Annotated in this window: 19 protein-coding genes, 1 tRNA gene and 1 pseudogene; 7 read left to right on the forward strand and 14 right to left on the reverse strand. The window is 56.0% G+C overall.

The window, feature by feature from the left end:
- Window positions 1–39 precede the first annotated feature (39 nt).
- A complete protein-coding gene (locus tag AACY08_RS00800) occupies window positions 40–1,857 on the forward strand; it encodes a sensor domain-containing phosphodiesterase (protein ID WP_339467370.1) in 1,818 nt (605 codons plus the stop codon).
- Here the strand turns inward: AACY08_RS00800 and AACY08_RS00805 are convergent.
- The 3 genes from AACY08_RS00805 to AACY08_RS00815 all read right to left on the reverse strand — a co-directional run bounded on the left by AACY08_RS00805 (window position 1,808) and on the right by AACY08_RS00815 (window position 3,518).
- Window positions 1,808–2,557: a hypothetical protein gene (locus tag AACY08_RS00805; protein ID WP_339467372.1), complete on the reverse strand. Its 750-nt coding sequence runs from the start codon at window positions 2,555–2,557 to the stop codon at window positions 1,808–1,810. The genes AACY08_RS00800 and AACY08_RS00805 overlap by 50 nt on opposite strands.
- Before the next feature lie 476 nt (window positions 2,558–3,033).
- Complete coding sequence (locus tag AACY08_RS00810; RefSeq protein ID WP_339420879.1) at window positions 3,034–3,351, reverse strand: hypothetical protein; 318 nt, start codon at window positions 3,349–3,351, stop codon at window positions 3,034–3,036.
- A 5-nt stretch (window positions 3,352–3,356) separates the two neighbouring features.
- Entirely contained in the window at window positions 3,357–3,518 is a 162-nt protein-coding gene (locus AACY08_RS00815; protein WP_339420857.1) for a hypothetical protein, read from the reverse strand.
- A gap of 174 nt (window positions 3,519–3,692) precedes the next feature.
- On the opposite strand from AACY08_RS00815, the gene AACY08_RS00820 reads away from it, so the two are divergent.
- The 3 genes from AACY08_RS00820 to AACY08_RS00830 all read left to right on the forward strand — a co-directional run bounded on the left by AACY08_RS00820 (window position 3,693) and on the right by AACY08_RS00830 (window position 5,455).
- Window positions 3,693–3,875, forward strand: coding sequence for a hypothetical protein (locus AACY08_RS00820; RefSeq protein WP_339467373.1), 183 nt, complete (start codon window positions 3,693–3,695; stop codon window positions 3,873–3,875).
- A gap of 55 nt (window positions 3,876–3,930) precedes the next feature.
- A complete protein-coding gene (locus tag AACY08_RS00825) occupies window positions 3,931–4,362 on the forward strand; it encodes a glycine zipper domain-containing protein (RefSeq protein ID WP_339467374.1) in 432 nt (143 codons plus the stop codon).
- Between the two features lie 223 nt (window positions 4,363–4,585).
- Window positions 4,586–5,455: a sensor domain-containing diguanylate cyclase gene (locus AACY08_RS00830; RefSeq protein WP_339467375.1), complete on the forward strand. Its 870-nt coding sequence runs from the start codon at window positions 4,586–4,588 to the stop codon at window positions 5,453–5,455.
- A gap of 146 nt (window positions 5,456–5,601) precedes the next feature.
- Here AACY08_RS00830 and AACY08_RS00835 read toward each other — a convergent pair whose 3' ends face one another.
- Both AACY08_RS00835 and AACY08_RS00840 read right to left on the reverse strand, forming a co-directional pair.
- On the reverse strand, window positions 5,602–6,111 hold the full coding sequence (locus tag AACY08_RS00835; protein ID WP_339467377.1) for a hypothetical protein: 510 nt from the start codon (window positions 6,109–6,111) through the stop codon (window positions 5,602–5,604).
- A 461-nt stretch (window positions 6,112–6,572) separates the two neighbouring features.
- Entirely contained in the window at window positions 6,573–7,046 is a 474-nt protein-coding gene (locus tag AACY08_RS00840; RefSeq protein ID WP_339467379.1) for a hypothetical protein, read from the reverse strand.
- A gap of 879 nt (window positions 7,047–7,925) precedes the next feature.
- Between AACY08_RS00840 and nhaA the strand changes: the two genes are divergently transcribed.
- Both nhaA and AACY08_RS00850 read left to right on the forward strand, forming a co-directional pair.
- Complete coding sequence (gene nhaA / locus AACY08_RS00845) at window positions 7,926–9,296, forward strand: Na+/H+ antiporter NhaA (protein WP_339467381.1); 1,371 nt, start codon at window positions 7,926–7,928, stop codon at window positions 9,294–9,296.
- Between the two features lie 447 nt (window positions 9,297–9,743).
- Window positions 9,744–9,974, forward strand: a pseudogene (locus AACY08_RS00850) (ATP-binding protein); the annotation flags it as partial.
- Window positions 9,975–10,075: 101 nt separating this feature from the next.
- Here the strand turns inward: AACY08_RS00850 and AACY08_RS00855 are convergent.
- Complete coding sequence (locus tag AACY08_RS00855) at window positions 10,076–10,279, reverse strand: hypothetical protein (protein WP_445261409.1); 204 nt, start codon at window positions 10,277–10,279, stop codon at window positions 10,076–10,078.
- 356 nt (window positions 10,280–10,635) lie between these two features.
- Window positions 10,636–10,726: transfer RNA gene (locus tag AACY08_RS00860), tRNA-Ser, on the reverse strand.
- A 152-nt stretch (window positions 10,727–10,878) separates the two neighbouring features.
- On the opposite strand from AACY08_RS00860, the gene AACY08_RS00865 reads away from it, so the two are divergent.
- Complete coding sequence (locus AACY08_RS00865) at window positions 10,879–11,550, forward strand: Bax inhibitor-1/YccA family protein (protein ID WP_339467384.1); 672 nt, start codon at window positions 10,879–10,881, stop codon at window positions 11,548–11,550.
- A 76-nt stretch (window positions 11,551–11,626) separates the two neighbouring features.
- Here AACY08_RS00865 and murB read toward each other — a convergent pair whose 3' ends face one another.
- The 7 genes from murB to AACY08_RS00900 are packed head-to-tail and all read right to left on the reverse strand — an operon-like array spanning window position 11,627 to window position 16,148.
- On the reverse strand, window positions 11,627–12,646 hold the full coding sequence (gene murB, locus AACY08_RS00870) for a UDP-N-acetylmuramate dehydrogenase (protein WP_339467386.1): 1,020 nt from the start codon (window positions 12,644–12,646) through the stop codon (window positions 11,627–11,629).
- A complete protein-coding gene (locus AACY08_RS00875; protein ID WP_065872101.1) occupies window positions 12,643–13,107 on the reverse strand; it encodes a low molecular weight protein-tyrosine-phosphatase in 465 nt (154 codons plus the stop codon). The genes murB and AACY08_RS00875 overlap by 4 nt, the downstream gene beginning before the upstream one ends.
- Entirely contained in the window at window positions 13,107–13,871 is a 765-nt protein-coding gene (gene kdsB, locus AACY08_RS00880; protein WP_339467388.1) for a 3-deoxy-manno-octulosonate cytidylyltransferase, read from the reverse strand. The genes AACY08_RS00875 and kdsB overlap by 1 nt, the downstream gene beginning before the upstream one ends.
- Window positions 13,868–14,053 carry a Trm112 family protein gene (locus AACY08_RS00885; protein ID WP_003174668.1) on the reverse strand — a complete coding sequence of 62 codons (186 nt, stop codon included), beginning with the start codon at window positions 14,051–14,053 and terminating at the stop codon, window positions 13,868–13,870. Before AACY08_RS00885 ends, kdsB begins: the two co-directional genes overlap by 4 nt.
- Before the next feature lie 24 nt (window positions 14,054–14,077).
- Window positions 14,078–15,088: a tetraacyldisaccharide 4'-kinase gene (gene lpxK / locus AACY08_RS00890; RefSeq protein WP_339436958.1), complete on the reverse strand. Its 1,011-nt coding sequence runs from the start codon at window positions 15,086–15,088 to the stop codon at window positions 14,078–14,080.
- A complete protein-coding gene (locus AACY08_RS00895) occupies window positions 15,088–15,516 on the reverse strand; it encodes an ExbD/TolR family protein (protein ID WP_339421069.1) in 429 nt (142 codons plus the stop codon). The genes lpxK and AACY08_RS00895 overlap by 1 nt, the downstream gene beginning before the upstream one ends.
- Window positions 15,513–16,148, reverse strand: a complete 636-nt coding sequence (locus AACY08_RS00900) for a MotA/TolQ/ExbB proton channel family protein (protein WP_339421067.1) — start codon at window positions 16,146–16,148, stop codon at window positions 15,513–15,515. The genes AACY08_RS00895 and AACY08_RS00900 overlap by 4 nt, the downstream gene beginning before the upstream one ends.
- Between the last annotated feature and the right edge of the window lie 56 nt (window positions 16,149–16,204).

Below are 16,204 nucleotides of genomic sequence, written 5' to 3' on the forward strand. Positions count from 1 at the left end.
ATAGGTTTCAGGCGAGTTTACGTATACGCAGGGGTCAACATGGACGAAGCAACTCCGACTTCAGACTATGAAGTACAACGCTTGCAGCGCGTCGCAGCCTTGTGCGCTCGCGATGCAGAACACGACGTCGTCTTCGAAAAACTCGTCGCGATGACCTCAAATTATTTCGGGGCGCCCATCGCGCTGATTTCAATCATCGATGAGCATCAGCAATGGTTCAAAGCCCGCGTTGGCATTGAAGAAGAGCAAACCGCGCGCGAAATTTCATTTTGCGCCTATTCGCTGTTCGACCGGGTACCGCTTGAGATTCTCGACTCGCACAACGACGAGCGCTTTATAAACAACCCGCTGGTCACCGGCACGCCCTACATTCGGTATTACGCCAGTGCGCCACTGATGACGGCTGACGGCTTCTCGCTGGGCAGTCTGTGTATCATCGATACCGTGCCCCGCGAGCCGATGAGCGAGCGTGATTTTGCCATGCTGGTGTATTTCGCCGAGCTGGTGATGATGCACATTACTGGCGCGCGCGCTCGCCTTTACATCGACCAGCCTACCGGGCTGTTCAACCGCCTGCGGTTTGAGGAAGACATCCGCCAGGCAGCGGCGACCTCCGAGAACTTTCACGTTTTTGCCGTTGATATTGTCTCCCCGGCCTTCTTGAACAACGTGGTCAAAGCGCTCGGCTACAACTTCGTCCAGGACCTGATCCTGGCGATCAAAGCACGTTTGCACGCGCTCCTGCCCAGCCAATGCCTGTTGTATAAAATCAGCCCGACGCGCTTCGGCTTTTTGTCAAAAGGCAGCGCGCCTCTGGAGCACGTGTGCGCCAGGATTCTTGAAGATTTTCATACCCCAGTCGAGTGCCACGGGATCCCAATTCTCATGCATGCCGGTATTGGTGTCCTGGCAGTCACCAGTAGCGAGCCGCAGGATTGGATCAGGCTCGTCGTTGCCGCAGCGGACGACGCCAGGGACAGAAACCTGGGGTGGTCGCTTTATCAACCGCACAACGATGCGGCGCAGCAGCGTGCTTTTATGCTCTTGAGTTCGTTGCCGGAAGCTATGCGTGCCCGTCATCAATTAAGCCTGGTATTCCAGCCGAAGATCCAACTGCCGCAGGGTGAATGCAGCAGTGTCGAGGCATTGCTGCGTTGGGAGCATCCGCTATTCGGCCCGATCCCTCCTTCGGAATTTATTCCCTTGGCGGAAACAACCGAGCTGATGCATTCGATCAGTTTTTGGGTACTCGACGCAGTCCTCCATCAGGCACTGTCCTGGAAACAGCAAGGGCTGGTGATTCGGATCGCTATGAATGTCTCCGCGGGCGACCTGGAAACACCGCGTTTTATCGACAAGATGATCCATGACATCCACAGGCTCCAACTCGACCCTGCCACGTTCGAGCTGGAGTTTACCGAAAGCGCGTTGATGACTGATGCAGACACGGTCAGCCGTCAACTTGAACGAGCCCGCGGATACGGCATAGGCGTTGCTATTGACGACTTCGGCACCGGCTATAGCAATTGGACGTACTTGCGCCAATTGCCCATTGATTCGGTCAAGCTGGACCAGTCATTGATCAGCAACATAAAAACCCATGAAAAAGATGCGCGTCTGGTCAAGAGCCTGATCGAGTTGGCACGGGGGCTCAGCTACAAGGTGGTCGCAGAGGGCGTGGAAACTGCGGATATCCTTGAACTGATCACTCAATGGGGCTGCTCGGAGGCCCAGGGGTTCTTGATCTCCAAACCTATGGGGGCAGACGCCCTCGCCCAGTGGTTTGAGGCAGGCGGCTACCGCACGATTACTGCACCGGCAGAAAATTCATCAGCAACAAGCTCTGCGCGTAGTTGACACCTATGCGCCGGTAGCGCTCATCGAGTATCTGGGTCAGCAGATCGAGGCGCGCGACAATCTTGCCGAACTCCACCGCGAAACTGAGGTTGCTGCCCTCCTCCGATATCTCGTTGGAAAACAGCAGCAACACCCCATTCACATCCTGGCGCTTGCCCAGCAGCCAAGTGGCCTTCTCGATATTGCGCGCAGCATTGCTGACGAATTCAGGGTTGATCGCATCGGTGATGTAAAACTCCGTGCGCCCACCGTGAGCAGTCACGATCATACTGCCAATAGCATAGATAAAAGCGCCGACGCGGTCGCCTTTGAATTCCGGGCTCAAGGAGTAGCTAAGGGCCGCCAAGTCACTGCGTTCCCCCAGCGCAGGAAGGGATTGGCGTTTCTCGATGGCCTGGCGAATCTCCCGCGCAGCAGTCACCGCATCCGGGTAACCCGACTGACGCCACTGGCTGGGATTACGCAGATAGAGCTTGTTCATGAGCAAATACAGGCTTTGCAAATTGTCGCGCATGCCCAGTGTTGCCATGCGATCGACACTGGTCTGGAAGAATTCATCAGGCTTGCCATTGCTGAACTGCTTGGCGATATCCCGACCCTGTTGCTGGCTGCAACCGCTGGCGAAGAGCATCAACACGGCAGCCAGCAGCAAGGGCTGGCGTAGCGGTCGACTATTGAAACGAGGAAACGTGCGATCCATCGGCACCCGATCTGGTTCATCTGCCCACGCGGGAATCGGCGGGGCTGGGACAAGGATAGAGCGGAGAAATCAAAAAAAGTGCAATGGCCGTCGCTAGATAGTTGTAGGCCGCTACCGGCCGGCCGGTGAACGGGCTCAAACGTGAAGAATTTTTTTTAGGCTCTATACTGTTTGCAACAGCTGCGTGTGTTGTTGGCGACCCAGGGTGGCATGTCAACCTTTGAACGGCTTGGCGCGTTTATCTATATCGCCCCGGCATACTCCCCAGCAGCTGTACCTGAGGGAGACGGCAATGAAACATCCAATTCGAGCTCAAATGGTTGTTCAGTTGATTTGCCTGCTTTCGGTGGCTCAGCTTTTTTGTTGAGCGGCGTGTGACTGCCTTCACATTCAGTTGCAGTTGCGGCAGTGAGAGGTATTGCCAGCTATAAGCCATAATCTGGCCCGACATTCGATTGCCGGGCCAGAGCGTGCAGCTATAGCAAGATCGTGGACAGCATGCCTAAGGCGCCCAGGCAAAACCCGATCAGTGCGCCTCGCCCGGGGAGCTCCTGAAACAGCGCCCAGATCACGATGGGCTCCAGCAGTAATAAAGAGGTAACGGATACAACCGTCACTACCCAGATGTCACCGACCGCAAGATACCCCAGCCAATAAGCCCCCAGCAGACAAAGCCCGGCAAAGCACATCAACACAACAGGCATGATGAAAGCGTGCCATGAGCCGTCGCCCGCTTGAGCCAGCTTGGCGGTCACCACCTCACTGTAGATTGCACAAAACTCACCGATGATCATCAACCCTAGAGCAGAAACTCCGAGTAGTTCTTTGGACATATCAAAAACTCCTTCGTATTCAACGCAATATTTTTCAACTCCCAGCGGGCAATGCCGCTGCCCAGAGTTTCGTTGCAGTGATACGAAGCAGCCTTGAACAGGCCTGAATTACCGAAGTGCTTTTCCATGCTCATGTCCTTTATAGAAGGTGAGGCTTAGCGGCCAGATGAGGCGCTCGGCCTGATCATACGTTTCGGCGAGTATTAGGAACAACCTTGGCCGTGGAACCGCCGAAACGGACTGTTTATTTCTTCGTGCTTGTATAAGCTTGCCGTTCGTTTTTTCGAGATCAGGAGGGGTAAATGAGTGACGACAATGCAAAGCACTTGCTAATTAACCAGCAGCACATTTGCATGGCTGCAATCTCGCTGACTTTCTCCAGCACCTGTGTTGGCGCAGACACTTACTCGGAGCTGAGTACGCCTGATAAATCGGGATTCATGTGGGGTCAGGTCTACCAGCATACAAATGAGCTTTGGGTTTAATCCCAAGCGTGCTTTAAACATTAACACCTGCTGACAGCCCATAGAGGTTCACAAAATGAAAATGACACTACCCGCCCTGGCTTTGGGTGTTCTGATATCGCAAGGAGCGATAGCCGCCGGTGATGGTACAGCCGCTCTTGGAGGTGGCGTTGGGGGTGCACTTGGCAATATCGTCGGCCAACAGCTGGGGGGGTCAACTGGCGCGGCAGTAGGCGCAGGCTTAGGTGGTGCCGCCGGTGGAGCAGTCGGGGCCCAGAAGGGTAAGAGGACAGAAGCTGCGATAGGCGGCGGCGTTGGCTCTGCTGGTGGGTCACTTATAGGCAATCGTCTGGGCGGCACAACGGGTTCGACGATCGGAGCGGGTCTCGGTGGCGCTGCAGGTGGCGCGCTCGGCAACAACCTGGCGGATGATGAGAGCAATCATCGATCTGACGGGAAAAAGCACAAAGGCAACAATAAGCACAAGCATAAGAACAAGCGCCACTGATGAGCCATGGCTCGTGTTTGCAGTAGGTGCAAAAAATGCAGACGCCTTGTGGCGGGTCAGCTTAGCGAACAAGTGAGGGGCTGGGCCTTATCATATGTGTGAGCACCTGTTCTGAATAACCGGGCTCGACGGGTGTGAGCGATATTAAAAACTCGCAGAACTCCCCGCCGCCCGTCATGATCGGGCTATGATCAGGCCATCTTAACCGGACGCACAATGCCCCATGCCCGTTGACCTACAAGCGCTCTATCCAAAACTGATCCACTTGATGCTGGATACGGTATTCGTCGTCGACAGCGACAACCGGATTGTCTTCGTGAGCGACGCCTGTGAGTCCCTGCTGGGCTACCACGCCGAAGAGCTGATCGGCACCCTGATCATCCACTACATGCACCCTGAAGACCTGGCGCGTACCCGCGCTTCCATAGCTCGGGTCATGAGTGGCCAACCCCACGTCGACTTCCGCAACCGTTATCTGCGCAAGGATGGCAGCGTCGTACACATTTTGTGGGCGGCCTTCTGGTCCAAAGAAGTCGGTGCGCGGATCGGAGTCGCGCGGGACATAACGGCGCTCACCCAGGCCGAGGAGGAGTTACGCTTCCTCGCCCATCATGACCCGCTGACGGCCCTCACCAACCGATCGTTGTTCAACGATCGGCTCGACAGTGCGCTGCAAAGCGCACAGCGCCATAACCGGAGCTTGGCATTGCTGTTTCTGGACATCAACGACTTCAAGTGCATCAACGATGTGCATGGTCATGCCATGGGCGATCGCGTGCTCTGTGTGATTGCACGACGGCTAGAGCGCTGTGTGCGCGAAGGCGATCTAGTGGCCCGGATGGGCGGTGATGAATTCACGGTACTGATCACGGATATCCAGTCGCCGGATGCGGTTGCCGGGAAGGTGGCGCAGATACTTGCGGTCATTGCTGATCCACTGGGGGCCGAGTTTGGCGGAGTGAAAATGCCGTCTTGCAGTGTCGGCGTGGCGTTTTATCCGAAGGATGGAGAGGATGCGGATACGCTGTTGAGTCATGCGGATGGGGAGATGTATCGGGTGAAGAGGTTGCGGGTGAGTGAAGATATGAAGTAGACCGTAGCCTAGGGTCTGGCAACCCGCGTCGTTAAAAAGCCAATGCCCCGACGAGTCGGGGCATTGGCTTTTATGGTCCTGGATAAATCAAAAGGGCTTTTCAGCCTTACGGGTGAAGAACCACTTGCTGACCATCATGCACGAGGCTATTTGGCTTGGCGAAGCACAAGCTCCGATAGACGGGTCTTAACGCGGAAGCAGAACTCACGAATTTGAAATTGATAAGCGGGCATAACCATGTAGTTTAAGTCAGGACCTAATGAGTCTTTGATTTCCATATATTTAGCGGTCTTGGCAGCGATGGTTTGGTACTCCGCCTCGTACTTGACGTAAGACGCTTTGTTGTAAACCTTCAAAACGTCCAGCTCTTTACGGCATTGCTCTGCGCGGTTTTGGTTTAAGTTTGTTTCTGATTCCGACTGATCAGCTTCCGTAGAGGCAGGGACGTGGGAGTCAGCACTGGCGCCCGCAGGTGCAGCCTCATATCGCACAGTCCAATTGGGTGGTGTCGAAGGTGCGACTTCAGGGGGGGCTTCATGGGGCGCTTCCTGGACGACGGCAGGAGGTGGAGTCACTATGGATTTTTCTGGCGTTTTCGTAGCGCATCCAGAGAGGGCAAGTCCTACCACTACAGCGATGCCACACAGTTTATACATCGGTTTCACCAAGAAGTAATTATGGTTGGCTGAGTCGTTATGTGCTGGGTAAAAGTAAAACTCACTCAATGATCAAGTGTAAATTTTCTACCAGACTCAAGGCGCTCAGCCTCTCTTCCTTGAGTGCGCAGGTGAGTGATAATAGTAAAAAAACAAAGAGATGACGAGTAAAAGCTCGTCAGAAAAGCCACAGATTAATGGGACAATTGCGGTGGGTCCAAGCTAAGCATGCACCCTCATTGTGCGGCGTTCGGATCGCAGGGCAAAATGAGGAGACTTCATGGTCTACGTTAAATCTGAAACGTATCGACACGTCAGCAGATGTGGGTTTCGCGTAGAAGCGCGATTTCCAGTCCCGTGGTGAGTACCTGACGTGCTCGAAAACGTTTTTACACAGCCTCGGCCAAAAGCTGCCCGTGATGATCGGTAGTTTTCTACGAAAAAGGCCCGATCGAATCAAATCACTTTTTAACCGGTGTATCCCAGCATTCGGGATTAAGCGAGCATACGTTGTATTGCCGATCCATCAACGCCATGCGGTTGAGGTGGGCATCAGTGGCGGCGCTCAGTGATTGCTCACTGGTGACCATGTAGCGCGCGGCTCTATCGCTCATGCGTGCACTCCATTGGCGCCGAATCTTTTCATCCAAGGCTTTTGGTGACGTGGCCATGGCTTGAAGTGTACCGTCGTCTACTCGGCTCAACTCGTCGCGGTAGGTTTCGATGTACTGGGTTCGTGCGGCGTCGTGCTGGTGATTTAGGTCGTACTGGAGCGCTTCCAAGTTTTGCTTGTAGAGAGTCCAGTAACCGTCAGGCAGCACGCCACCGTCTTTCTTTCGTAGCGCGGCAATACGCCCATCGTTGTCGGTATTGGCGCTGAGTACCGGCTTGAGCGACGAGATGATAACGGGATCGTTGCTGATAATCTGGTTCATCAACACAGTACGTAAACTTGTCTTAGGCAGACTCTGGCCCAGGGGCTCCACGTGGATCGGCTCCGTTGGTTTCAGGGACACAGGTTGGCTCGCGCAACCTGTAAACAACAAGGCCAAAAAGAGGATCGACGAGATAGGATGACGTAAAAACATAAGCTACCCATGAGCATGGTTGGTTAGGGAATCGAGCATAACACCCGCCAACCGATAGTGTCATTTTGACATCACTCCGACCCTGACAACCTTCCAGTTACCGGAGTGCAAGCCCGACTCCACTTATACTGCCTGACGGTAGATTTGGAGAGGTTTTTTACGAGGATGCTTCCAGGTCGAAACCTATAACTAAGCGCCAACAGTCCTAGAGAGGATTTACCAAAACCAGCTCGCACTGGAGGCAGCCCTGGGGGCAATCGACGAGAACGCGGCCCACATAAAACTGGGCTTGGCGTGTCTCTGCAAGCTCCCATGAGGCAGCCACTATTTGATTTTGGTCTCAAGCGAGTGCCGGCCTCTGGGGTATACGGGCCGACAAAGAAAAAGGAATCGAATCCTTGAGAGGATGGATATCAAGGCGGTTGATACCCAGAGCAGTACAGACAAGATAGCACTGAGCAATGCTTCTTTTTCAGTCGCGCCAGTATCCAATGCCATCGCGCGATCATAGTCTTAACTTTTTGAACAACTGCAATGGGAATAAACGGAGTCAGCCCCGATGATCCAAATTTATGGAATTTACTCACAAACGAAAGGTTCAGTACATAAAGCCCGAGCATTGCATCTGTGCCCTGAGCTTTCTATGATCGCGACGGGTGCGCCATTGCATGACGCGATGCGCAGGTTAAAAGCAAGCACTGGTCGGGCCGCCAGCGGAGTCCGACTGTGGCTAGCAAAAAACCATCATCTCCATCTATTCCCCGTCCTCAAGTTTTAACCGAACGCGCGCTTTCAGCGCTGGAACGGTTCTCCCATATCGAGGCAGTGAGCGGCATCGCACTTTTGGTGGCTGCTATCGTCGCGCTCCTTTGGGCCAACAGTGCGATAGCTGAGTCTTATGAGCATTTCTGGAGCGCCGAATTGACCATCGGTCTAGGGCATTTCACTGTTTCGCGCTCATTGCATTTTCTGGTCAACGATGGATTGATGACCGTGTTCTTTCTTGTCGTAGGGGCGGAAATCCGTCAAGAGATCAGCGACGGTGCACTGTCCAGCTTCAAGCTCGCTACGTTACCTCTTGGGGCTGCGATGGGTGGTGTCATGGTGCCTGCGCTTATCTATACGCTGCTTAATTTCGGCACCCCCGCCTACAGCGGTTGGGCTGTGCCGACCGCGACCGACATTGCCTTTGCCGTAGGGGTGCTTGCACTATTAGGTAAATCGATTCCCGGCTCGGTGAGAGTTCTCCTCCTTGCACTGGCCATCATTGATGACATCGTTGCCATACTGATTATCGCGATTTTCTACACAGCCAGCCTGAATTACCTGGGTTTGGTCATTGCAGCGGTAGGGTTGCTACTCGTTCTGATATTTCAACGCATGGGTATTGGCAAAGCCTACGCTTATGTCTTACCTGGCGCGATTGTATGGTTTGGTCTTTTGAAGACCGGCGTTCACCCAACGCTTGCCGGTGTAGTTCTAGGGCTAATGACCCCCGTCAATTCCAAGCCATTGCGTGAGCGACCTCTGGATACGATTGGGCGTACGTTTCAGGAGCTCATGGAACGCTTCTCGCAGGCTGAGCAGAGTCCAAAGGCAGTAGCCAAACCACTGAAACAGTTACGTCATGCCGAGCGAGAAATGTTATCTCCTGTGCAGCGAGTGCAAATAGGGTTGCACCCATGGGTCGCCTACGGAGTCATGCCGCTATTTGCGCTGGCCAATGCCGGTGTCAGTCTGAAGGGTATCAACTTGGACGATATTATGGCCCAAGGCGTGCTTATTGGGGTAATTACGGCCTTGGTACTTGGTAAACCTTTGGGGGTGATGATCGCCAGTTTCTTGCTGATCAAGCTAAAGGTCTGCGAATTGCCCGAGGGAGTCAGTTGGGAGGGTATCGTCTTGGTGGGGCTGTTGGCGGGTATAGGCTTCACTATGTCAATTTTCATTTCCGGCCTTGCGTTTGACGACCCTGGCCTATTAGCGGCGGCTAAACTGGGTGTGCTTGCCGCTTCGTCCTTGGCTGCGATACTCGGTTTGGTTTGGGGGAAAACCAAGTTTCGTTCATTTGCTGGTAGACCGGCCGCAGGACTTTAATTGCCTGTTTCGTGAAAGCTCCTCCGCACTTGCGGCGATAAATGATCGATTTCATTTGCCCGCTGCGTTGGCAGGTAAGTAAGCACGCCCTTAAAGTGAGCATACGGATCATGACCTGGTTTGACTGTAAGCGGATGGCGAATACATCTTCCGAACTCCAGCATTAAGGGCGATTGTGTCCGCGTAAGTTTAAGCGGACGCAATCACTCTTAATGCCAGGATCGTCTCAAACCTGTACAAACGGTAACTTATGTACAAGTTTTGTACAACGCTGATTTAAGCATCCGCTAATCTGTGACCCCCTTGGATTAAAGTCCTCAGGCCAAGACGGGACGCGAGTGGCACGGATCCCGCCACCAAAGTGTTGGGGTTGTTGCGTGGGTTCAGCGACAGGAAAATGCAAGATCGCTTACAAGCGACGTGTTTGACGATCCTGCCTTGTCTCACACCAGTATCGTGATCACGACCAACCTCAGTCTCTCGGGATGGTAGAGCGCGTTCAGCGACATTAAGGTGACCGCAGCAACTGGATCAACTGACACATCACTGCCACATCGTTGAAACGATCAACGTGTCCTACCGCATGCAATACGGCACGCTGGTCGTCCAGATAAAGATCAGATCACGTGAAAGAAAGCACAGGGACGGGAGGACATCGAGGACGATGAACCGTTTTGACCAGCATCAAAAACGCGCTGAGTAAGGGGTCGGCGAACACACCTTCCGAACTCCAGCGTTAAGGATTAGTACCTGAAAGCACCTGATGTTTACGGTTAAACCTAGTGTACGTCGAGGTTCTTTTTGAATCCGCGAAGGTTCATGATGAAGAGGCAAACCTGCAGGACGATGAGAGCATAGGCTTCTACGTACACCCCCCAAGTCACCCACAATATATTGCTGAGGCTAAAGCATACAAATCCTGTCATGCGCCTTGCTGGTAGTTGAGACCCGATAAGCCAAGCCGCAAGCACCGTCACCAACATCGCAGGCCATTGAACCCAATCTAGATAAGCCAAGCTTTTCACCCCGTTCAAAATGGCGATTGACGATTTACGCAGCAATGATGTGGCCGGTGCCTCTGTGCGCCTAAAGCATCGCCGTCGCCTAGTCTTCGTCCTGTGGGCTTCCACACTGCCACCTGCGCGCCCCGCTTGCTACTGACCGTACTTTGCTGGGGCACAGTAAACCGGAAATCACCAAAAGGGTGTATAGAAGGATTGGAGCGACCGCCAAGCCCTCAAAATAGGCAAAGTTTCGGAACGCCTAGAAAAACCGTTGCTCCCTACCCGAAGGCCAGAAACACAAAAGCCCCGCTTTCGCGAGGCTTTCGTTTGAATCTTGGCGGGAAACCAGGGATTCGAACCCTGGGAACGCTATTAACGTTCGCCGGTTTTCAAGACCGGTGCATTCAACCACTCTGCCAATTTCCCTTGTGCATCACAGGATTATAGTAGCCTATCCTGTCTCAGCGGGCGCCATAATACCCGAATGAAACACACTGTCAAACTCTCGGCATCGCTTGTTACAGAGCGTCTGTTATGATCTTTGCGACTGAACGTTTCAAAACCGAAGGAGTGTCGCCATGCGCGAACAGAATTACGCAGTGAATGGTAACGCGCAGGCTGAGCAGCTTGAAGTCAGCCGCGTGTTGCGCAACACCTATGGCTTGCTCGCCCTTACCCTCGCATTCAGCGGCGTAATGGCGTTTGTGGCTCAGCAGATGCGCGTCGGCTACCCGAACATCTTTGTCGTGCTGATCGGCTTCTATGGGCTGTTCTTCCTGACCAACAAGCTGCGGGACTCGGCCTGGGGTCTGGTGTCGGCGTTTGCCTTGACCGGTTTCATGGGCTTCATCCTCGGCCCAATCCTCAACCGTTACCTCGGCATGGCCGGCGGTGCGGAAGTGGTCAGCTCGGCGTTTGCCATGACGGCCCTGGTGTTTGGTGGCCTGTCGGCCTACGTGCTGATCACCCGTAAGGACATGAGCTTCCTGGGTGGCTTCATCACCGCAGGCTTCTTTGTGCTGCTGGCGGCTGTGGTCGCAGGTATGTTCTTCCAGATCAGCGGCCTGCAACTGGCGATCAGCGCGGGGTTTGTGCTGTTCTCCTCGGTGTGCATCCTGTTCCAGACCAGCGCCATCATCCACGGCGGTGAGCGTAACTACATCATGGCGACCGTGAGCCTGTATGTGTCGATCTACAACCTGTTTATCAGCCTGTTGCAGATCTTCGGCATCATGAGCAGCGATGACTGATTAGTTAACGCAATAAAAAATGCCCCGTATCGAAAGATACGGGGCATTTTTGTTTTTACGCCGTTAAGAGCAGGTTTCAGTATTTGTTGGGTTCCATCTCCAGATCAACCTTGAAGCGCTGCGCAATATCCTGCTGGATCCGCTGAGCCAGGTTGGCAATATCGTGCCCCGAGGCCCCGCCATAGTTGACCAACACCAGCGCCTGCAGTTTGTGCACACCTGCATCCCCCTCACGAAAGCCTTTCCAGCCAGCCTTGTCGATCAGCCAACCGGCCGCGAGCTTCATCTGCCCATCGGGCTGCGGATAAGCCACCAGGTCCGGGTACAGTGCCTGCAGCTCAGCAGCCAACACCTGGGACACCAAGGGGTTCTTGAAGAAGCTCCCGGCATTGCCAAGCTCTGCCGGGTCCGGCAGTTTTTCCCGGCGGATGCTGCAGATCGCACGGCTGACGTCGCTCGGCGTCGCCTCGGTGATCCCCTGCCCCGCCAGGCGTTGCTGCACCGGGCCATAGTCGAGTTTCAGGTGGCCGGTGCGGCTCAGGGCAAAGCGCACCCGCAGGATCAGCCAGCGGCCGGTTTCGTGCTTGAACACGCTGTCACGGTAGGCAAAGTTGCATTCTTCCAGACTGAAATCGCGCAGTTCGCCGGTGTGGCGATCCAGGGCGGTCAGGCCAGCGAATACGTCCTTGATCTCCACGCCGTAGGCGCCGATGTTCTGCATCGGTGCTGCGCCAACGGTACCGGGGATGAGGCTGAGGTTTTCCAGGCCACAGAACCCCTGTTCCAGGGTCCACAACACGAAGGGGTGCCAGGCTTCGCCCGCTTGCGCCTCGACCACCACCTGCGTGCCGTCATCGTGGACCACGCGGACGCCGTGGGTCGCCATGCGCAAGACCAGCGCAGGAATGTCCTGGGTCAGCAGCAAGTTGCTGCCACCGCCGATCACCAACAGTGGCACCGCATGTGCGGCTGAATAAGCCAGGGCCTCGCGGACGTCATCGTCGCTGTGCGCCTCGGCGAACAACTGGGCGCGTACGTCGATGCCAAAGCTATTGAAGGGCTTGAGCGATACCTGCGAGAGCACCTGCAAGGTCATAACCGCCCCTTCAATTCGATCACCAATAAATCACAGGCGCGTTCAATCAGGTCAAGGACCCGCTCGAAGCCTTGTTCACCTTCGTAATACGGGTCTGGCACTTCGTCCACTTCGCCATCGTAGCGGCGCAGGAACAGGTCCAGCTCCGCTGTGCCTTGGCCCGGCTGCATGGCCTTGAGGTTGCGCAGGTTGCTGTGGTCCATGGCCAGGATCAGGTCATAGCGCGCAAAGTCGGCACGGGAGACCTGCTGGGCTCGCTGGGCCGACAAGTCATAGCCGCGCACCAGCGCCGCACGCTGGCTGCGCTTATCCGGTGGGTTGCCAATATGCCATTCACCCGTACCGGCGGACGCTACCTCGACCTGCCCTGCCAAACCCGCTTCGCGCAATTTATGGCGCAGCACGCCTTCTGCGGTGGGCGAGCGACAGATATTGCCCAGGCAGACAAACAAGACCTCCATCAGGCCCCCAGCAGGCGACGGACGCGCTCAAGGTCTTCCGGCGTGTCGACACCAGCCGGCGGCGCTTCCAGCGCATCGCCCACATGAATGCGCACGCCGTGCCACAAGGCACGCAGTTGCTCCAGCGATTCGGTGTTTTCAAGCCAGCACGGGCCCCAACTGACGAAGTCATGCAGGAAACCGGCACGGTACGCATAGATGCCGATATGACGGCGATACGGCACGCCTCTCGGCAATACGTCGGGTTTTTTGGCGAAGGCGTCGCGCGCCCACGGCAAGGTCGAACGGCTGAACGTCAGCGCCAGGCCATTGATGTCGCTGACCACTTTCACCACGTTCGGGTTGAACAGGGTGTCGATGTCTTCGATCGGTTCGGCCAGGGTCGCCATGCGCGCTTCGCCATGAGCGGCCAGGTTGGCCGCCACTTGGTCGATCACGCTCGGCGGAATCAACGGCTCGTCACCTTGCACGTTGACCACGATGACATCAGGTGCCAGGCCGAGTTTTGTGGCCACTTCGGCCAGGCGATCGGTGCCGGAGTTATGGTCTTCGCGAGTCAGCACGGCCTCAGCGCCGAAGCCTTTGCAGGCTTCGATGATGCGCGGATCATCGGTGGCCACCACCACGCGCTCGGCGCTGCTTTTGCAGGCCTGTTCCCACACCAACTGGATCATCGGCTTATCGCCGATCAGTTGCAGCGGCTTGCCCGGCAAACGGGTCGACGCGTAGCGGGAAGGAATGACAACGGTAAAGGCTGTGGTCATTTATCCAGGCGCTCATCGGTAGTCAGGGTGCGGGCTTCGCTTTCCAGCATTACCGGGATGCCATCACGGATCGGGTAAGCCAGGCCGGCGCCTTTGCTGATCAGCTCGGTTTTGTCGGCGCTGAGCTTGAGCGGGCCTTTGCAGATCGGGCAAGCGAGGATATCGAGCAGTTTGGTGTCCATGAGTGTTTCCTGGATAGAAGCGGTTTAAGGCAAGAGACGGGCAGGCAACAGGCGCATCAGCTGCGTGTCGAACCAGGCGACAAACGCCGGCGACGGCAGCGCATCCACCGCAAGGTACCACCAGTCGGGCTGGGCAAAGGCGCGGCACTTCACCGCGTCCTTTTCGGTCATGACCAGCGGCAATGACGGTGTAAAATTCAGGACTTCGGCGCTGTACGGCGCGTGGTCGGCAAACGCATGGGGTATCGGCTGCCAGTGTAGCGTTTCAAGGGTGTTGAAGAAACGCTGCGGGTTGCCGATGCCGGCGACCGCATGCACCTGCTGGCCCGCCGCAAAGTGATCGACCGGCTGACGCTCGCCGGTCTTCAGATTGACCAGTGCGCAAGGCTGCAAGCGAAAGGCAAAACCATCGTCTCGGTCGCTTGCGGCGCCGTTATACAACAGCGCATCGACACTCTGCAGCCGCTCCACCGGTTCGCGCAACGGCCCCGCCGGCAGGCAACGGCGGTTGCCCAGGCCACGGGCGGCGTCGATCAGCACCAATTCAAGGTCGCGGGCCAGGCGGTAATGCTGCAGGCCATCGTCGGAGAGGATCAGGTCCAGGGTTTCACTGGCCAGCAGCGCCTTGACCGCACGGCTGCGATCGGGGTCGATCACTAACGGTACGCCGCAGCGCTGCACGATCAATAAGGGTTCGTCACCCGCCACTTCAGCACTGTGGTTGGCTTCGACCCGCCACGGCAACTGCGGCGGCTTGGCCCCATACCCCCGGCTGACCACCCCCACGCGCAAGCCGCTACGTCGGCAGTGCTCAATCAACCACAGGATCAACGGCGTCTTGCCGGTGCCACCCACCGTGATATTACCGACCACCACCACGGGCACCGGCGACTGATAGATCTCGCCCTCACCCGCAAGGAAACGTGCGCGCTTGCGCTGCACCACTCGGCGGTACAAGGATTCAAGCGGCCGCAGCAACGTGAGCATCGGATGGCCCTCGTACCAGGCCTTGAGCAAACGATCGGACATGGCCATCAGGGTTGGCTCGCTGCCTCGACGGTGGTCATGCGCAGATGGCTGAAACCGAGCTTGCCGGCGGCATCCATCGCAGTGATCACAGCCTGGTGCTGGGTCTTGCCATCGGCACTGATCGACAGCGGCAGCTTGGTATCGCCGCCGGACTCTTTCTGCAAGGCATCCATCAGGCTGTTGAGATCGTTCTTTTCGAGCAACTGGTTATTCACTGAAAACACCCCGTCGGCGCTGATGGCGATGTCCAGTTGCTTGACCTCCTGGTCTTCGGCCGGCGAACCGCTCACGGCTTCCGGCAGGTCGACGCGCAGCTCGGTTTGCCGGGTAAAGGAGGTGGTGACGACAAAAAACAGCAGCAGGATAAACACCACGTCGATGAGCGACGCGAGGTTGATATCGACATTTTCCCGGTGCTTGCGGCGAAATTTCACGCTTTGCCCCCAACCAGGTCAACGTCACGGTCGCCCTGCACGACTTCCACCAGTTTGATGGCTTCCTGCTCCATGCCGACCACCAGCTCATCGATGCGCCGTTGCAGGAAACGGTGGAAGAACACCGAAGGAATACCGACCATCAGGCCCGCTGCCGTGGTGATCAGCGCCTTGGAGATACCACCTGCCAATACGGCCGCGTTGGTGGTCATGCCGGAGCCCATGAACGAGCTGAAAATATCGATCATACCCAGCACCGTCCCCAGCAAACCGAGCAATGGCGCCATGGCAGCGATGGTGCCGAGGGCATTGATGTAGCGCTCCAGTTCATGGATGACGCGGGCGGCAGCCTCCTCGATGCACTCTTTCATGATCTCGCGACCATGCTTGGAGTTGGCCAGGCCGGCGGCAAGGATTTCACCCAACGGGGAGTTGGCGCGCAGTTCCTTGAGTTTTTCCTTGTCCAGTTGCTTGTTCTTGATCCAAGCCCAGACCTGCCCCAATAGATGCTCGGGGGTGACGCGACTGGCGCGCAGGGTCCACAGGCGTTCGGCGACGATGCCGAGTGCGGCGATAGAACTTATGATGATCGGCAACATCATCCAGCCGCCGGATTTGACCAATTCCCACACAGTGAATGCCCCCTCGAAAAAGTGCGCCACTTTACCATATAGGTTCGTCGGCCACA

This window comes from Pseudomonas sp. EL_65y_Pfl1_R83, assembly GCF_963970695.1.
Classification (GTDB): Bacteria; Pseudomonadota; Gammaproteobacteria; order Pseudomonadales; family Pseudomonadaceae; genus Aquipseudomonas; species Aquipseudomonas tritici.